Annotated in this window: 11 protein-coding genes and 3 rRNA genes; all 14 read left to right on the top strand. The window is 67.0% G+C overall.

Translation table 11 applies throughout. The features are described 5' to 3' along the window. The first annotated feature begins 18 nt into the window (after positions 1-18). The 14 genes from A3Q40_RS09130 to A3Q40_RS09065 all read left to right on the top strand — a co-directional run bounded on the left by A3Q40_RS09130 (position 19) and on the right by A3Q40_RS09065 (position 17,884). Positions 19-651, top strand: a complete 633-nt coding sequence (locus A3Q40_RS09130; RefSeq protein ID WP_068101598.1) for a DNA-3-methyladenine glycosylase — start codon at positions 19-21, stop codon at positions 649-651. Then, positions 648-1,916, top strand: coding sequence for a tyrosine--tRNA ligase (gene tyrS / locus A3Q40_RS09125; RefSeq protein ID WP_068101595.1), 1,269 nt, complete (start codon positions 648-650; stop codon positions 1,914-1,916). The genes A3Q40_RS09130 and tyrS overlap by 4 nt, the downstream gene beginning before the upstream one ends. A gap of 541 nt (positions 1,917-2,457) precedes the next feature. Continuing rightward, positions 2,458-3,974: ribosomal RNA gene (locus tag A3Q40_RS09120) — 16S ribosomal RNA — on the top strand. Between the two features lie 344 nt (positions 3,975-4,318). Then, a 23S ribosomal RNA gene (locus tag A3Q40_RS09115) occupies positions 4,319-7,458 on the top strand. A gap of 65 nt (positions 7,459-7,523) precedes the next feature. Continuing rightward, positions 7,524-7,641, top strand: a 5S ribosomal RNA gene (rrf, locus tag A3Q40_RS09110). Together the 16S, 23S and 5S rRNA genes form the textbook arrangement of a ribosomal RNA operon. Positions 7,642-7,750: 109 nt before the next feature. Continuing rightward, positions 7,751-8,815, top strand: a complete 1,065-nt coding sequence (locus A3Q40_RS20795; protein WP_235606533.1) for a hypothetical protein — start codon at positions 7,751-7,753, stop codon at positions 8,813-8,815. Then, the gene (locus tag A3Q40_RS09100) at positions 8,812-9,825 is read left to right on the top strand and encodes an HAD-IIA family hydrolase (RefSeq protein ID WP_068101591.1); all 1,014 of its coding nucleotides are present in this window, start codon (positions 8,812-8,814) and stop codon (positions 9,823-9,825) included. The genes A3Q40_RS20795 and A3Q40_RS09100 overlap by 4 nt, the downstream gene beginning before the upstream one ends. A gap of 59 nt (positions 9,826-9,884) precedes the next feature. After that, complete coding sequence (locus A3Q40_RS09095; protein ID WP_068101588.1) at positions 9,885-10,142, top strand: hypothetical protein; 258 nt, start codon at positions 9,885-9,887, stop codon at positions 10,140-10,142. Next, positions 10,142-10,975 carry a TlyA family RNA methyltransferase gene (locus tag A3Q40_RS09090; RefSeq protein WP_068101584.1) on the top strand — a complete coding sequence of 278 codons (834 nt, stop codon included), beginning with the start codon at positions 10,142-10,144 and terminating at the stop codon, positions 10,973-10,975. The genes A3Q40_RS09095 and A3Q40_RS09090 overlap by 1 nt, the downstream gene beginning before the upstream one ends. Next, entirely contained in the window at positions 10,972-11,928 is a 957-nt protein-coding gene (locus A3Q40_RS09085) for an NAD kinase (protein WP_068101579.1), read from the top strand. The genes A3Q40_RS09090 and A3Q40_RS09085 overlap by 4 nt, the downstream gene beginning before the upstream one ends. Before the next feature lie 4 nt (positions 11,929-11,932). After that, positions 11,933-13,702, top strand: a complete 1,770-nt coding sequence (recN, locus tag A3Q40_RS09080; RefSeq protein ID WP_068101578.1) for a DNA repair protein RecN — start codon at positions 11,933-11,935, stop codon at positions 13,700-13,702. A gap of 115 nt (positions 13,703-13,817) precedes the next feature. Beyond that, on the top strand, positions 13,818-15,002 hold the full coding sequence (gene steA, locus A3Q40_RS09075; protein WP_068105720.1) for a putative cytokinetic ring protein SteA: 1,185 nt from the start codon (positions 13,818-13,820) through the stop codon (positions 15,000-15,002). Then, positions 14,999-15,946, top strand: coding sequence for a copper transporter (locus tag A3Q40_RS09070; RefSeq protein ID WP_068101576.1), 948 nt, complete (start codon positions 14,999-15,001; stop codon positions 15,944-15,946). Before steA ends, A3Q40_RS09070 begins: the two co-directional genes overlap by 4 nt. Positions 15,947-16,111: 165 nt before the next feature. Beyond that, positions 16,112-17,884 (top strand): CTP synthase, encoded by a 1,773-nt coding sequence (locus A3Q40_RS09065; protein ID WP_068101573.1) that lies wholly within the window; start codon positions 16,112-16,114, stop codon positions 17,882-17,884. The last annotated feature ends 5 nt before the right edge of the window (positions 17,885-17,889 follow it).

Here is a 17,889-nt window from a genome sequence, read left to right as displayed (position 1 = left end):
GACACGGACCCCGCGTCCGTGCTCGGTCGGTCCGACCCGGTCACGGCTGCCCGGCGCATCCTCGGCGGCGTCCTCCGCCACGGCGACGTCGCCGTGCGCATCGTGGAAGTCGAGGCGTACGGGGGTGACCCGGCCGGACCGTGGCCGGATCCGGCGGCGCACTCCTTCCGCGGACCCACGCCGCGGAACTCGGTGATGTTCGGTCCGGCGGGCCGGCTGTACGTCTACCTCAGTTACGGGATGCACCGGTGCGCGAACATCGTGTGCGCGTCCGACGGTGTCGCCGGGGCCGTGCTCGTCCGAGCCGGTGCGGTGATCGACGGGGACGGAACGGTGGCGGTGCGCCGCGGGTCGGCGCGTGGACCCGGACGGGCACGGGGGCCGGGGAATCTCGGGTCCGCGCTCGGCCTGACGCTCGAGCACAACGGGCTGGACCTCGCGTCGTCCGAGTCGCCGGTTCGCTTCCACCTCGGTGCCGAGGTGGCCTGCGTCGCCGGTCCGCGCGTCGGGGTCAGTTCCGCGGCGGACGTGCCCTGGCGCTTCTGGATCCCGGGCGATCCCGCGGTGTCCACCTATCGGCGCAGCCCGCGGGCACCGGTGCGGGCGGATGTGGTCGACCCCCCGGTCATGCGGAAAGATCAGCCGTCGTGAGCATCATCGAGGAACTGTCCTGGCGCGGATTGATCGCCCAGTCGACCGACATCGAGGCCCTGACCGAGGCGACGCGGGAACCCATCACGCTGTACGCGGGCTTCGACCCGACCGGACCGAGTCTGCACGCCGGCCATCTGGTGCCTCTGCTCGTGCTCGCCCGGTTCCAGCGTGCCGGCCATCGTCCGGTCGTTCTCGCGGGCGGTGCCACCGGGTTGATCGGTGATCCGCGCGACGTCGGGGAGCGGACGATGAACGGGGCGGACACGGTGGCCGACTGGGCCGACCGCATCCGCGGCCAGTTGTCGCGGTTCGTGGACCTGGATACCGGGTCACCCGCGGACGCGGTGATGGCGAACAACCTGGACTGGACCGGGCAGCTCACCGCGATCGACTTCCTGCGCGACCTCGGCAAGCACTTCTCGGTGAACGTGATGCTCGCGCGCGAGACGGTGAAGAAGCGACTCGAGTCGGACGGCCTGTCCTACACCGAGTTCAGCTACATGCTGCTTCAGGCCAACGACTTCCTGCACCTGCGCCGAGAACTGGGATGCGTGCTTCAAGTGGGTGGCTCGGATCAGTGGGGAAACATCGTCGCCGGCGTGGACCTGAACCGCCGCGTGGACGGGGCCGCCGTGCACGCGATGACGGTGCCCCTGGTCACGGCCGCCGACGGAACGAAGTTCGGCAAGTCGACCGGGGGTGGCAGCCTCTGGCTCGACCCCGAGATGACGTCGCCGTACGCGTGGTACCAGTACTTCGTGAACACCGCCGACGCCGACGTGGTGCGGTACCTGCGGTGGTTCACGTTCCTCGGCCGGGACGAACTCGCGGAGCTCGAGACCGCGACGGCGGAGCGCCCGCAGGCACGTGAGGCGCAGCGGCGACTGGCGGCCGAGATGACGACCCTGGTCCACGGGGCCGAGAACACCGCTGCGGTCGAACTGGCCAGCCGCGCACTCTTCGGCCGCGGGGATCTCGACGAACTCGATCCGGCCACGCTCGACGCAGCGCTTCGCGAGGCCGGCGTGGTCGAGGTCCACGCGGGGGAGCAGCCCACGATCGTCGACCTGCTGGTGTCGTCCGGGCTGTGCGAGAGCAAGGGCGCCGCGCGTCGAGTCCTCAAGGAGGGCGGCGCCTCGGTCAACAATCGGAAGATCGCCGAGGAGGACTGGCGACCCGACGCGACCGACTTCCTGCACGGCGAGTGGCTCGTGCTGCGACGGGGCAAGAAAAACATGGCGGGGGTCCGCCGCGCTCCGTGACCTCGGGTGTCCGGGGTCACAGGTCGGTGATCCGGCCTCGGGTGCGCGCCGTAGCCCGAGCCGGGGCCGCCGACCTGCGACAACTCGGCTCCGACAGCATGGCGACCAGCGGATTTGACGCGCCGTTATCCGGCGCGTAACTTTTGTCGAGTCAGAGCGAGACGGACACGGAGAGCGAGCCGCAAGGCCGCTTCCTACCGGCTCTGACACCCTGATCGGAACCTGGCTCGACGGTCCTTGACCGTCCGCCGGAGGCCCGGTTAGTCTGGAACGGTTGCCCCGGATCCGGTTCACCTGTGGTGGGTTGGTGGTGGTGTGCGTGTGTTCTTTGAGAACTCAACAGTGTGTCGATGAATGTCAGTGCCAAATATTTTTTGGTTCCGGTTCTTCTCCTTCTTCCCGTCGGGGGAGGATCGGTGTTGTCAGTACATTTTGTGCTGGCGTGAGTTTTTGTTTGCTGGATTCGGCTCTTTAGTGTTGATTGCACCGCTGGGGTGCCTGCTGCTTGTGTGGTGGGTGTCTGGTGGTGTGATTGGAGTCTTCAACGGAGAGTTTGATCCTGGCTCAGGACGAACGCTGGCGGCGTGCTTAACACATGCAAGTCGAACGGTAAGGCCCTTCGGGGTACACGAGTGGCGAACGGGTGAGTAACACGTGGGTGATCTGCCCTGCACTTCGGGATAAGCCCGGGAAACTGGGTCTAATACCGGATAGGACTGCGCGGTGCATGCCGTGTGGTGGAAAGATTTATCGGTGCAGGATGGGCCCGCGGCCTATCAGCTTGTTGGTGGGGTAATGGCCTACCAAGGCGACGACGGGTAGCCGGCCTGAGAGGGCGACCGGCCACACTGGGACTGAGACACGGCCCAGACTCCTACGGGAGGCAGCAGTGGGGAATATTGCACAATGGGCGCAAGCCTGATGCAGCGACGCCGCGTGAGGGATGACGGCCTTCGGGTTGTAAACCTCTTTCAGCAGGGACGAAGCGTGAGTGACGGTACCTGCAGAAGAAGCACCGGCCAACTACGTGCCAGCAGCCGCGGTAATACGTAGGGTGCAAGCGTTGTCCGGAATTACTGGGCGTAAAGAGCTCGTAGGCGGTTTGTCGCGTCGTCTGTGAAAACCAGCAGCTCAACTGTTGGCTTGCAGGCGATACGGGCAGACTTGAGTATTTCAGGGGAGACTGGAATTCCTGGTGTAGCGGTGAAATGCGCAGATATCAGGAGGAACACCGGTGGCGAAGGCGGGTCTCTGGGAAATAACTGACGCTGAGGAGCGAAAGCGTGGGTAGCGAACAGGATTAGATACCCTGGTAGTCCACGCCGTAAACGGTGGGCGCTAGGTGTGGGTTTCCTTCCACGGGATCCGTGCCGTAGCTAACGCATTAAGCGCCCCGCCTGGGGAGTACGGCCGCAAGGCTAAAACTCAAAGGAATTGACGGGGGCCCGCACAAGCGGCGGAGCATGTGGATTAATTCGATGCAACGCGAAGAACCTTACCTGGGTTTGACATACACCGGAAAGCCGTGGAGACACGGCCCCCCTTGTGGTCGGTGTACAGGTGGTGCATGGCTGTCGTCAGCTCGTGTCGTGAGATGTTGGGTTAAGTCCCGCAACGAGCGCAACCCTTGTCCTGTGTTGCCAGCGGATTATGCCGGGGACTCGCAGGAGACTGCCGGGGTCAACTCGGAGGAAGGTGGGGACGACGTCAAGTCATCATGCCCCTTATGTCCAGGGCTTCACACATGCTACAATGGCCGGTACAGAGGGCTGCGATACCGTGAGGTGGAGCGAATCCCTTAAAGCCGGTCTCAGTTCGGATCGGGGTCTGCAACTCGACCCCGTGAAGTCGGAGTCGCTAGTAATCGCAGATCAGCAACGCTGCGGTGAATACGTTCCCGGGCCTTGTACACACCGCCCGTCACGTCATGAAAGTCGGTAACACCCGAAGCCGGTGGCCTAACCCTTGTGGAGGGAGCCGTCGAAGGTGGGATCGGCGATTGGGACGAAGTCGTAACAAGGTAGCCGTACCGGAAGGTGCGGCTGGATCACCTCCTTTCTAAGGAGCATGTCTCGTCGGAGTACCACCCACACAGGTGGGAGGGAAACGACGCAGAGACCACGCCGGCCCCGTTCGCGGGTCGGGTGGGAGCTCATGGGTGGAACACTGACAACTCATCTTCGACGTTGACTGCCGGCCCGTGTGCCGGTGGGGTCGAGGGTTATATCGACGCACTGTTGGGTCCTGAGAGAACACGCGAGTGTTACCTCTCTGGCAAGAACGAATGCAGGCAATGCTGGTTGTGTCTATCGGCTTCTCGTTGTGGGGAGTGTCTGAGGCTGGCGTGAACAGTGTTGTGTGTGTGTTGTTTGAGAACTGCACAGTGGACGCGAGCATCTTTGTTGTAAGTGTGTAAGAGCGTACGGTGGATGCCTTGGCACCAGGAGCCGATGAAGGACGTAGGAGGCTGCGATAAGCCTCGGGGAGCTGTCAACCGAGCTGAGATCCGAGGGTGTCCGAATGGGGAAACCCAGCACGAGTGATGTCGTGTTACCCGCATCTGAATATATAGGGTGTGTGGAGGGAACGTGGGGAAGTGAAACATCTCAGTACCCACAGGAAGAGAAAACAACAGTGATTCCGTCAGTAGTGGCGAGCGAACGCGGAAGAGGCCAAACCATGTGCATGTGATACCCGGCAGGGGTTGTGCGTGTGGGGTTGTGGGGTTTGTCTTGTCGATTCTGCCGGGTCGGCCGACAGTGAGAAATCGTGTGGTTAGTCGAAGTGGTCTGGGATGGCCTGCCGTAGAGGGTGAGAGTCCTGTAGACGAAAACTGTGCGACTGTCGTGATGAATGCCCAAGTAGCAGCGGGCCCGTGAAATCTGCTGTGAATCTGTCGGGACCACCCGATAAGCCTGAATACTCCCTGGTGACCGATAGCGGACTAGTACCGTGAGGGAAAGGTGAAAAGTACCCCGGGAGGGGAGTGAAATAGTACCTGAAACCGTGCGCTTACAATCCGTCAGAGCCTGTGCACATTTCGGTGTGGTGGGTGATGGCGTGCCTTTTGAAGAATGAGCCTGCGAGTCAGTGGTATGTGGCGAGGTTAACCCGTGTGGGGTAGCCGTAGCGAAAGCGAGTCCGAATAGGGCGAATTCAGTCGCATGCTCTGGACCCGAAGCGGAGTGATCTACCCATGGCCAGGGTGAAGCGACGGTAAGACGTCGTGGAGGCCCGAACCCACTTAGGTTGAAAACTGAGGGGATGAGTTGTGGGTAGGGGTGAAAGGCCAATCAAACTCCGTGATAGCTGGTTCTCCCCGAAATGCATTTAGGTGCAGCGTCGCGTGTTTCATCCTGGAGGTAGAGCTACTGGATGGTCTAGGGGGCCCACAAGCTTACCGAAATCAGCCAAACTCCGAATGCCAGGATGTGAGAGCGCGGCAGTGAGACTGCGGGCGATAAGGTTCGTAGTCGAGAGGGAAACAGCCCAGATCGCCGGCTAAGGCCCCTAAGCGTGTACTAAGTGGAAAAGGATGTGAAGTCGCGAAGACAACCAGGAGGTTGGCTTAGAAGCAGCCACCCTTGAAAGAGTGCGTAATAGCTCACTGGTCAAGTGATTTTGCGCCGACAATGTAGCGGGGCTCAAGTACACCGCCGAAGCCGCGGCACTCACATGTATCCCGTCCATCGTCTGCGGATGGTGGGCCAGGTGTGTGGGTGGGTAGGGGAGCGTCGTGTGGCCGGGGAAGCGCCGGAGTGATCCAGGTGTGGAGGCCACGCGAGTGAGAATGCAGGCATGAGTAGCGAAAGACGAGTGAGAAACTCGTCCGCCGAATGACCAAGGGTTCCTGGGCCAGGTTAATCCGCCCAGGGTGAGTCGGGACCTAAGGCGAGGCCGACAGGCGTAGTCGATGGACAACGGGTTGATATTCCCGTACCCGTGTATCCGCGCCCATGACGAATCAGGAGTACTAACCGTCCAGATCTTCCGTGAGCACCTTCGGGTGCCTGGTGGAGTGATGCACGGGACCTTTCCTGGTAGTAGTCAAGCGATGGGGTGACGCAGGAAGGTAGCTGGGCCAGTCAGTGGTTGTACTGGTGTAAGCCTGTAGGGCGAACGGTAGGCAAATCCGCCGTTCACATGAGCCTGAGAGGTGATGCGTAGCCGAATGAGGCGAATTCAGTGATCCTATGCTGCCGAGAAAAGCCTCTAGTGAGTTGGTACACGGCCCGTACCCCAAACCGACACAGGTGGTCAGGTAGAGAATACCAAGGCGATCGAGAGAACTATGGTTAAGGAACTCGGCAAAATGCCCCCGTAACTTCGGGAGAAGGGGGACCCCTGCTGGTGATCACTCTTGCAGTGTGAGCTGGTGTGGGTCGCAGAGACCAGTGAGAAGCGACTGTTTACTAAAAACACAGGTCCGTGCGAAGTCGTAAGACGATGTATACGGACTGACGCCTGCCCGGTGCTGGAAGGTTAAGAGGACCGGTCAGCCACCCTCGTGGTGGCGAAGCTGAGAATTTAAGCCCCAGTAAACGGCGGTGGTAACTATAACCATCCTAAGGTAGCGAAATTCCTTGTCGGGTAAGTTCCGACCTGCACGAATGGCGTAACGACTTCTCAGCTGTCTCAACCATAGACTCGGCGAAATTGCATTACGAGTAAAGATGCTCGTTACGCGCGGCAGGACGAAAAGACCCCGGGACCTTCACTACAGCTTGGTATTGGTGTTCGGTTCGGTTTGTGTAGGATAGGTGGGAGACTGTGAAGCATGCACGCCAGTGTGTGTGGAGTCGTTGTTGAAATACCACTCTGATCGTATTGGATACCTCAACCTCGGACCATGATCTGGTTCAGGGACAGTGCCTGGTGGGTAGTTTAACTGGGGCGGTTGCCTCCCAAAATGTAACGGAGGCGCCCAAAGGTTCCCTCAGCCTGGTTGGCAATCAGGTGTCGAGTGCAAGTGCACAAGGGAGCTTGACTGTGAGACTGACAGGTCGAGCAGGGACGAAAGTCGGGACTAGTGATCCGGCACCGGCAAGTGGAAGCGGTGTCGCTCAACGGATAAAAGGTACCCCGGGGATAACAGGCTGATCTTCCCCAAGAGTCCATATCGACGGGATGGTTTGGCACCTCGATGTCGGCTCGTCGCATCCTGGGGCTGGAGTAGGTCCCAAGGGTTGGGCTGTTCGCCCATTAAAGCGGCACGCGAGCTGGGTTTAGAACGTCGTGAGACAGTTCGGTCTCTATCCGCCGCGCGCGTGAAGAAACTTGAGGAAGGCTGTCCCTAGTACGAGAGGACCGGGACGGACGAACCTCTGGTGTGCCAGTTGTTCCACCAGGAGCACTGCTGGTTGGCTACGTTCGGAAGGGATAACCGCTGAAAGCATCTAAGCGGGAAGCCTGTTCCAAGATGAGGTTTCTCACCCCCCAGAGGGGGTAAGGCCCCCGGCAGACCACCGGGTTGATAGGCCAGAACTGGAAGCCCAGCAATGGGTGCAGGTGACTGGTACTAATAGGCCGAGGACTTACCACGAAGAAGCTACGCGTCCACTGTGCAGTATCTGAAACAACACACCACGTGTGACAGTTTCACAGAGTTACGGCGGCCATAGCGGAGCGGGAAACGCCCGGACCCATTCCGAACCCGGAAGCTAAGCCCTCCAGCGCCGATGGTACTGCACCCGACAGGGTGTGGGAGAGTAGGACACCGCCGAACATAAATTCCGAAAGGGGACCCATTCACGTGGGTCCCCTTTCGTGTTTCTCCGGTAATTTGCCTCCACAGGTTCTCTCTGTGCAGTGCCGATCGACGAAAGGTTCGCCCCGTGTCCGACACCCCCACCCCGGACGGTCCGACCGACGACGCCCGCGGACGCGAACAGCGCCCCCGACGTGACGATCGCGCGGCTGGATCGCGGGAACGCCGCGGTGGCCACCAGGGTGCACCGCGGCGCGGAGACGATGCCGGCAGCCAGGATCGACGCCGCCACACCGACCGGCGCACCGACGGCCGTGCCGGAGGCGAGCGCGGCGGACACGACCGCGGCGAGAGTCGATCCGGCGGCGGCGACCGTCGGACCTTCGGCCCGCGGCAGGGTCCGTCCGCCGGTCGTCCCGACCGAGGGGGACGGCCGCAGGGTGATCATCGCCGTCGCGGCGGTGACGGTGCGTCCGGCCCCCGCGCCGGCCAAAGCCGCGGAGCCGACTCCCGCCCGGCACGGGCGCCCGAACCGGATCTGCCCGACGACGCCCTGGCCAAGGATCTCGAAGGGGCGGTGCGTCGTGACCTCCTCAGTCTGGACAAGTCGAACGCCGAGACCGTGGCTCGGCACCTGGTGATGACCAGTCGACTCATCGCCGACGATCCCGCAGCGGCGCTCGCGCACGCGCGGGCGGCCCGTGGCCGGGCCGGCCGTATCGCCGTGGTGCGGGAGACCGCCGGGATCGCCGCGTACCACGCCGGCGAGTGGGCGGAGGCGCTGTCGGAACTGCGTGCCGCGCGGCGCATGGCCGGCGGTCCGGGACTGTTGTCCGTGATGGCGGACTGCGAACGCGGACTGGGTCGCCCCGAACGGGCCATCGAGCTCGGCCGCAGCGACGAGGCCAGAATGCTGACCGGCGACGACGCTGCGGAATTGCGCATCGTCGTGGCCGGCGCGCGGATGGACATGGGCCAGTACGACCAGGCGGTGGTCACCCTGCAGACCGCCGACCTCGACGGTGATCGCGACGGCTCCGCCGCGGCTCGCTACTACTACGCCTACGCGGATGCTCTGGTCGCGGCCGGTCGCGCGGAGGACGGACTCCAGTGGTTCCTGCGCGCAGCTGCGGCTGATACCGACGGGGAGACGGACGCCGAGGATCGAGTCGACGAGCTGACGGGCCCGTGACCCGGCTGACCGACCGCCACGACGCACTGCTGCTCGATCTCGACGGCACGCTCTACCGTGGCCCGGACCCCGTCGACGGCGCGGTGGACGTGCTCCGCGAGTGCTCGTCGACGCTCTGCTACGTCACCAACAACGCGAGCCGCACGCCGGCCGCCGTGGCGGAACACCTTCGCGACCTGGGCTTTCACGCCCCCGACGAGTCGGTGGTCACGTCGTCGCAGGCCGCGGCCCGGCTGCTTGCCGAACTGGTGCCGGCGGGCTCGTCGGTGCTGGTGGTGGGAACCGAGGCGCTCGCGGCCGAGGTGGAGGCCGTCGGGTTGACGACCACCCGATCGGCCGACCCCGCCCCCGACGCCGTGGTGCAGGGGCACTCGCCCGACACGGGGTGGGCGGACATCGCCGAGGCCACGTACGCCGTGCGCGCCGGTGCGGTCTGGGTGGCGGCGAACGCCGACACGTCCCTGCCGACACCCCGTGGTCTGGGGCCCGGCAACGGCGCCATGGTCGCGGCCGTCGCCGCTGCCACGGGTATGCGACCGCGCGTGGCCGGAAAGCCCGAGGCGCCGCTGATGGCCGATGCGCTGGCCCGGTCCGAGTCGTCGTCTCCGCTCGTCGTGGGGGACCGACTCGACACCGACATCGCCGGGGCCAACACCGTCGGCATTCCGTCGTTGCTCGTGCTGACGGGAGTGAGCACCGTCGACGACGTGTTGTGGGCGGGCCCCGAGTGCCGCCCGACGCACCTCGCGTCGTCGCTCGCCGTACTGCTGGAGGACGAATCCGCGTCTCTGATCGCCGCGACCGACCGCTGGTCCGTCGCGCGCGACGGGGCGACGGTGCGCCTGTCCTCCGGTACGGATGCAGGCCACGGGACGGCCGGCGAGCCGGCCTGGGCCGACGCGTTGCGCTCGATCCTGCCCGCGGTCTGGGCCCTGGACGGCGTCGACACGGTCGAGGGTGCCGACGACGCCGCCCGCGCGGTCGTCGAGGAGTGGCGCGCCCGTTCCTGAGGGTGTCGGGATCGGCCGCGACGGGGCCCTGTCGGGCCCATCGGCTAGCGTTGTCGGCGATGACGTCGTCGGTCCCTCTTCCCGGTCAGCACCGCCCCGCGCAGCAGGGCGGTGGAGCCGACGGTGCGCCCGATCCGGACGCGATTCGCGCGCAGGTCGGCGAGCTTCTCACCGAGGCCGATCGGGCGTCGCAGATCCCGAGTGGCGAGGGCACGGCCGACGTCCACGGATTGGTCGCGTTGACTCGTCGCGCGCAGATCCTGGGTCGTGCGCACGACGTTCTGGTGGATGCGCTGAGCTCGGTGGACAAGTCCTGATGGCTCGTCGAGCACGGGTCGATGCCGAGTTGGTCCGCCGGGGTCTGGCGAGGTCGCGCGAGCACGCGTCCGAACTCATCGCCGAGGGGCGGGTCCTCATCGCGGGGTCGGTGGCCACCAAGCCCGCGACCGCCGTGGAGCCGGCGACGGCGCTGCGTGTCGTCGAGGTGGCCGACGAGGTGTCGTGGGCCTCGCGCGGCGCCCACAAACTGCTCGGTGCTCTGGACGAGTTCGCACCGCAGGGGCTCGATGTGACCGGGCGGCGCTGTCTGGACGCCGGTGCGTCGACCGGCGGATTCACCGACGTCCTGCTCACGCGTGGCGCGCGTGAGGTGGTGGCCGTCGACGTCGGCTACGGCCAGCTCGTCTGGCGCCTGCAGAGCGACGACCGCGTGCACGTCCACGATCGAACGAACGTCCGGAGCATCGACGCCGAGACCATCGGCGGTTCGGTCGATCTGATCGTCGCCGACCTGTCGTTCATCTCGCTGTCGCTGGTGCTGCCGGCGTTCGTCGCCTCGCTGGCACCGGGTGGCAGCATCGTGCCCATGGTGAAGCCGCAGTTCGAGGTGGGGAAGGACCGGATCGGGTCCGGCGGGGTGGTCCGTGATCCCGCCATGCGCGCCGCCGCCGTGGTCGAGGTCGCGCGTGCCGCCGAGACCCTCGGCCTGCGCACCCGAGGCGTGGCACCGAGTCCGCTGCCCGGGCCGGCCGGGAACGTCGAGTACTTCCTCTGGCTGACGGCGGTGGACGACGGCGCCGAGCCCGAATCCGGCGCCGCACCGGCCATCGAAGACCTCGTGGCGGCGGCCGTGGCGAAGGGACCGCAATGACCGTGCTGCCGGGAACCGAACCCACCCCGGACCGGATCGTGCTGCTCGTCGCGCATCCCGGTCGGCCGGACATCGAGCAGACCGCGCGCCGCGCCGCCAAGGTGTTCCACGAGCACGGTATCGGTCTGCGCGTCCTGGTCGACGAGCACGACACGTCCCGGCTCGAGTCCACGTCCGGTGTCGACGCGTTGTCCGAGCCCCACTCCGACGTCTCCGTGGTGGAATTCGGGCCGGCCGCGGCCGTGGGGTGCGAACTCGTCCTGGTTCTCGGCGGGGACGGCACCTTTCTGCGTGCCGCCGAGTTGGCCCGTGGTGCGTCGATCCCGGTGCTGGGTATCAACCTGGGCCGCATCGGATTCCTCGCCGAAGCCGAGGCCGACGCCCTCGAGGAGACTCTCGACATCGTCGTGCGGCGCACCTATCGCATCGAACCGCGCATGACGCTCGACATCGCCGTGCTGGTCGACGGTGAGGTGGTGGAGCGGGGGTGGGCACTCAACGAGGCGAGCATCGAGAACGCGTCCCGTCTCGGGGTGTTGGAAGTGGTGCTCGAGGTGGACGACCGGCCGGTGTCCGCGTTCGGCTGCGACGGGGTTCTCCTCGCCACGCCCACGGGGTCCACGGCGTACGCGTTCTCCGCGGGCGGACCGGTGGTGTGGCCGGAGTTGGACGCGATCCTCGTGATCCCGAGCAACGCACACGCACTGTTCGCGCGTCCGCTGGTCACCAGCCCGGAATCGCACATCGCCGTCGAGATCTTCGACGGGGGCCGCGAGGCGCTGGTCTTCTGCGACGGCCGCCGCACCATGACGCTGCCGCCCGGTGCGCGGGTGGAGGTGGTGCGGGGGTCCGAACCCATCAAGTGGGTGCGACTCGATTCCGCGCCGTTCGCCGATCGTCTGGTCCACAAGTTCGCGCTGCCGGTCACCGGCTGGCGGGGGAGGGTGACGTAACCGCGTGCTGTCCGAAATTCGTATCGACGGGCTCGGCGCCATCGCCGAGGCCACCGCGACGTTCTCGACGGGACTGACGGTCCTCACCGGTGAGACCGGCGCCGGCAAGACGATGGTGGTCACCGGTCTGCATCTGCTGTCCGGGGCGCGGGCCGATGCCGGCCGGGTCCGGGTCGGGGCCGACCGCGCGGTGGTCGAGGGCCGATTCACCACCGACACGGTGGGCGAGCCCGCACGCGGGGAGGTCGAGGCGCTGCTCGAGTCCACCGGGGCTCGACGCGACGACGACGACAGCATCATCGCGGTGCGGTCGGTGTCGACGGACGGACGCTCGCGGGCCCACCTCGGCGGCCGCAGCGTGCCGGCGGGTGTGCTGTCGGAGTTCACCGGTTCGTTGCTGACCGTGCACGGGCAGAACGACCAACTCCGCCTGCAACGCAGCGACCAGCAGCGGGCCGCGCTGGACCGGTTCGCCGGAGAGGCGGTGACGGCCCTGCTCGCCGAGTACCGCACGCGGCGACGCGAGTGGCTCGCCGCGGTGGACGAACTACGGGACCGAACCGAGCGCGCCCGGGAGATGGCCCGCGAGGCGGATCAGCTGACGTTCGCCCTGCAGGAGATCGACGCCGTCGCCCCCGAACCCGGTGAGGACACCGCGATCTCCGCCGCCGTGCGTCGGCTGGGTGATCTCGACAGCCTGCGCGACGCCGCGGCCGGGGCGCGCGGTGCCCTCACGGGTGGCGACGACCCCGACGACGTGTCGGTCATGGCCCTGCTCGGTGCCGCGCGGGATCGCCTCGACTCCGCCGACGACGAGATCCTCCGGGCGCTGGGGCCGCGCGTCGCCGAGGCGATCGCCGTGGTCACCGACGTCGGCGCGGACCTGACGGCGTACCTGGACGACCTCCCGGCGGATCCCGATGCACTCGACACGATGCTCTCGCGGCAGGCCGAGCTCAAGAACCTCACACGCAAGTACGCCGCCGACGTCGACGGCGTTCTCGCCTGGGCGCACGAGGCCCGGGAACGGTTGACCGGACTGGACGTGTCGGCCGACGCCCTGGCCGCCCTCGCCGAGCAGGTCCGGACCGGTGCCGCGGCGACGGCGTCGGTCGCGGCGTCCCTGAGTGCGGCGCGGGCCAAGGCGGCGACCCGGCTGGCCAAGGCCGTCAGCGCGGAATTGTCCGGACTCGCGATGGGCAAGGCAAAACTCGAGGTCGCGGTGCGCCCGCGTCCGGCGGCGCCGGACGACCGCGTCGCGCTGGAGGTGGCGGGCACGAGTCTGCACGCCGGCTCGTCGGGTGTCGACGACGTGGAGTTCCGGCTGGCCGCGCACAGCGGCGCGCAGTCGCTGCCGCTGACCAAGAGCGCGTCGGGCGGCGAGCTGTCCCGCGTGATGCTCGCGCTGGAAGTGGTGCTGGCGCAATCGGACGCCGGCTCGACCATGGTGTTCGACGAGGTCGACGCGGGCGTCGGTGGCCGCGCGGCCGTGGAGATCGGCAAGCGGCTGGCGCGCCTGGCGCGCACGCACCAGGTGATCGTGGTGACCCACCTGCCGCAGGTGGCGGCGTTCGCCGACACGCATCTCGTGGTGAACAAGACCGACACCCGCAAGGGCGGCCCGGGCAGTGGGGTGCGCACGCTGAGCGACTCGGACCGCGTGGTCGAGCTGGCCCGCATGCTGGCCGGCCTCGACGACACCGAGACCGGCCGCGCGCACGCGGAGGAGCTACTCGCGACGGCGACCGCCGAGCGCCAGGCGGCAGCGTCCTGACCCTGCGATCGATCCCGGGTCGACGCACCCGCTGATGTGACTCGTGTGAACGATGTGGTAGTTGATACGGCGCGCCTCCCTCATCGGTGGCGCGTCGTTCCGCATCATCGAACGCATGAAGATGCCGGCTCTGCTCTCGCGTAGTCACGACTCGCTTCCCGGAGTCACGGGAATCGCCCGCGTCGACCGCTCCACGGCCAAGCTGCTGCGCCGTGTCGGTCCGGGCGACGTCGTCGTTCTCGACGAACTCGATCTCGACCGCATCACGGCCGACCAGCTCGTGCAGGCCGGTGTCACCGCCGTGGTCAACGCGTCGGCTTCCATCTCCGGGCGCTACCCGAACCTCGGTCCCGAGGTGCTCGTGGCCAACGGGATCGTCCTCATCGACGAGGCCGGCCCCGACGCGCTCAAGAAGATCAAGGACGGCGCCAAGGTGCGCCTGCACGACGGCACCGTGTACACGGGCGAGCGGGTCCTGGCCGAGGGCACCGAACAGACCGAGGCCGACGTCTCCGACCGGATGATCGAGGCCAAGTCCGGTCTCATCGATCACCTGGAAGCGTTCTCCGGCAACACCATCGAGTTCATTCGCACCGAGTCGCCGCTGTTGATCGACGGTGTGGGCGTGCCCGACGTGGACGTCGCGATGGCGGGCCGGCACGTGGTCGTCGTCGCCGAGGGGCCCGACCACGTCGCCGACCTCAAGGCGCTGCGACCGTTCGTCAAGGAGTACTCGCCGATCCTCATCGGCGTCGGTGCCGGTGCCGACACCCTCGCCGACGCGGGATACCGCCCCGACCTCATCGTCGGCGATCCCGACGACGTGAGCAGCAGGACGCTGAAGTCGGGCGCCGAGGTGGTGCTCCCGGCCGACTCCGACGGCCACGCGAAGGGCCTCGAACGCATTCAGGACCTCGGCATCGGGGCGATGACCTTTCCCGCGACCGGGACGGCGTCGGATCTGGCGTTGCTGCTCGCCGACCACCACGGCGCCTCGTTGATCGTCACCGTCGGCTGCTCCGCGTCGCTGGACGAGTTCTTCGACGCCGGCAAGCGAGCGAGCACCCCGTCGACCTTCATGACCCGTCTCAAGGTCGGACCCAAGCTCGTCGACGCCAAGGCGATGGCCACTCTGTACCGCAGCCGGGTGTCCGGCGCGGCCGTGGCACTGCTGGTGCTCGCGGCGCTGGTCGCCGTCATCGTGGCGCTCGTGGTCACCAACGGCAGCGGCGCCACCCTCGACTGGGCGATCGACACCTGGAACTCCTTCGCACTGTGGGTTCAGGGGCTGCTTCGGTGATCTCGCTCCGCCAGCACACCGTCTCGCTCATCGCGGTCTTCCTGGCGCTGGCCGTGGGGGTGGTCCTCGGCTCGGGGCTGCTGTCCGGCCGCGTTCTGTCCGGCCTGCGCGACGACCGTGACGACCTGCAGAGCCAGGTCGACGACCTCGAGTCGACCAACAACGCCCTGGGGGAGCGGCTCAACGCAGCCGACGGATTCGACGACGCCGTCGCCACGCGGGTCGTCGCCGGCGCTCTCGCCGACCGGTCGGTCGTCGTGATCACCACGCCGGACGCCGACCCTGCCGACGTCGACGGCGTTTCCCGACTGATCGGGGACGCCGGGGGCCGGATCAGTGGTCGCATCGGGTTGACCGAGGCCTTCGTCTCCGCGGCCAGCGGCGACGATCTGCGGACCCGGCTGACCAACGTCGTGCCCGCGGGTGCTCAGCTGCGGACCGGCGCCGTCGACCAGGGCAGCCTCGCGGGCGACCTGCTGGGGACCGTCCTGCTGCTCGACCCGGCCTCGGCGCAGCCGCAGAGCACGCCGGACGAACTCGCGCTGGCCCTCGACACGCTGCGGGGCGGCGGATTCCTCACCTACGACGACGGAGCGGTGGCTCCCGCGCAGCTGGCCGTGATCGTGACCGGAGCGGCGCAGGACCCGGGTGCCGACGGCAACCGGGGCGCCATCGTCGCCCGCTTCGCCGGGTCGTTGGACGGCCGCGGTGCGGGCGTCGTCCTGGCGGGTCGGCCGGAGTCCGCGACGGGGAGCGGTCCGATTGCCGTCGTGCGCTCGGATTCCGCGCTCGCCGCCGGAACCAGCACCGTCGACGACGTCGATCGGGTGTCGGGGCGTATCACCACCGTCCTGGCTCTGCAGGAGCAGCTCGGCGGCGCATCGGGGCGCTACGGCACCGGTCCCGGTGCGACGGCCGTCACGGTGGGAGCGTCGACCCCGTAGACGAGTGCGGTCCGGGACGGTGGACACGCCTCGCGGTGGCCCATCGCAGGGCGCGGAGGTGTTACCGTGAAGTCCCGTGGGTCGGCCGTATTCCGAACCACTCGATGAGCAGGACCGTTCACCGGTTCCGCGCCACCATCGGGTCGCACCGTCACGGGAGTTTCTTTGCAGTCACGCATTCACACGCGGGCCGACATCAAGCACATCTTCGTCAGCGGCGGCGTCGCGTCGTCGCTCGGCAAGGGCCTCACGGCCTCGAGCCTGGGCCAGCTGCTCACCGCACGCGGCTTGCGCGTCACCATGCAGAAGCTCGATCCCTACCTCAACGTCGATCCCGGAACGATGAACCCGTTCCAGCACGGCGAGGTCTTCGTCACCGAGGACGGCGCCGAGACGGATCTGGACGTCGGCCACTACGAGCGGTTCCTCGACCGCGACCTTTCCGGGTACGCCAACGTGACCACCGGGCAGGTCTACTCCACCGTGATCGCGAAGGAGCGACGCGGGGAGTACCTGGGCGACACCGTCCAGGTCATTCCGCACATCACCGACGAGATCAAGGCGCGCATCCTGGCGATGCGCGGCCCGGACCTGCAGGGCCAGGCGCCGGACGTCGTCATCACCGAGATCGGTGGCACCGTCGGCGACATCGAGTCCCAGCCGTTCCTCGAGGCTGCACGTCAGGTCCGCCACGACGTGGGCCGGGAGAACGTCTTCTTCCTGCACGTCTCGCTGGTGCCGTTCCTCGCGCCGTCGGGTGAGCTCAAGACCAAGCCGACCCAGCACTCGGTGGCCGCGCTGCGCAGCATCGGCATCCAGCCCGACGCGCTCATCCTGCGGTCCGACCGCGACGTGCCCGACGGTCTCAAGCGCAAGATCGCGCTCATGTGCGACGTGGACGTCGACGGCTGCATCTCCACGCCCGACGCCCCGTCCATCTACGACATCCCCAAGGTGCTGCACGGCGAGGGGCTGGACGCCTACGTCGTCCGCAAGCTCGGCCTGCCGTTCCGCGACGTCGACTGGTCGGTGTGGGGAACGCTGCTCGAGCGGGTGCACTCGCCGCGCGAGACGGTGCGCGTCGCGCTCGTCGGCAAGTACGTCGACCTGCCCGACGCGTACCTGTCGGTGACCGAGGCGCTGCGCGCGGGCGGGTTCGCGAACCGCGCGAAGGTGGAGCTGGTGTGGGTGCAGTCGGACGACTGCGACACCGCGGCCGGTGCCCGTCTCGCCCTGGCCGACATCGACGCCGTCGTCATCCCCGGCGGCTTCGGCATCCGCGGCATCGAGGGCAAGCTCGGTGCGATCACCCATGCCCGCACGCACAAGGTCCCGACGCTCGGACTCTGCCTCGGACTGCAGTGCATGGTCATCGAGGCGGCCCGCTCCGTCGGACTCACCGACGCCAACTCCGCGGAGTTCGAGCCGGAGACGACGCAGCCGGTCATCTCGACGATGGCCGACCAGGAACAGGCCGTGGCCGGCGAGGCCGACCTCGGCGGCACCATGCGTCTGGGCGCTTACCCCGCGACGCTCGCCAAGGGCTCGGTGGTCGCGCAGACGTACGGCAGCGAGTCGGTGTCGGAGCGGCACCGCCACCGCTACGAGGTCAACAACAGCTACCGGGACCGCATCGCGGCGTCCGGACTGCAGTTCAGCGGTACCTCGCCCGACGGTCATCTCGTGGAGTTCGTCGAGCTGCCGAAGAAGACGCACCCGTTCTTCGTCGGCACGCAGGCGCACCCGGAGCTCAAGAGCCGTCCGACCCGTCCGCACCCGCTGTTCGCGGGACTGATCGCGGCGGCGCTCGCGTACAAGTCGGAGGAACGCCTGCCCGTCGACGTCCACGGCGACGCCGCGCCGGTCGAATCCGCGTCGTCGGCCGACCCGGCGAAGCCCGCCGAGGCCGCCGACTCCACCGCGACCGCGAAGGCCTGAGGCGA

Source organism: Rhodococcus sp. PBTS 1 (assembly GCF_001620025.1).
Lineage (GTDB): Bacteria > Actinomycetota > Actinomycetes > Mycobacteriales > Mycobacteriaceae > Rhodococcoides > Rhodococcoides kroppenstedtii.
This window is presented reverse-complemented; position numbering and strand designations above follow the sequence as displayed.

Bases quoted from the DNA above. Each gene is read 5' to 3' on its own strand.
- A3Q40_RS09095 (WP_068101588.1), top strand. From the start codon at position 9,885: ATGACGTCGTCGGTCCCTCTTCCCGGTCAGCACCGCCCCGCGCAGCAG.
- A3Q40_RS09090 (WP_068101584.1), top strand. From the start codon at position 10,142: ATGGCTCGTCGAGCACGGGTCGATGCCGAGTTGGTCCGCCGGGGTCTG.
- A3Q40_RS09085 (WP_068101579.1), top strand. From the start codon at position 10,972: ATGACCGTGCTGCCGGGAACCGAACCCACCCCGGACCGGATCGTGCTG.
- steA (WP_068105720.1), top strand. From the start codon at position 13,818: ATGAAGATGCCGGCTCTGCTCTCGCGTAGTCACGACTCGCTTCCCGGA.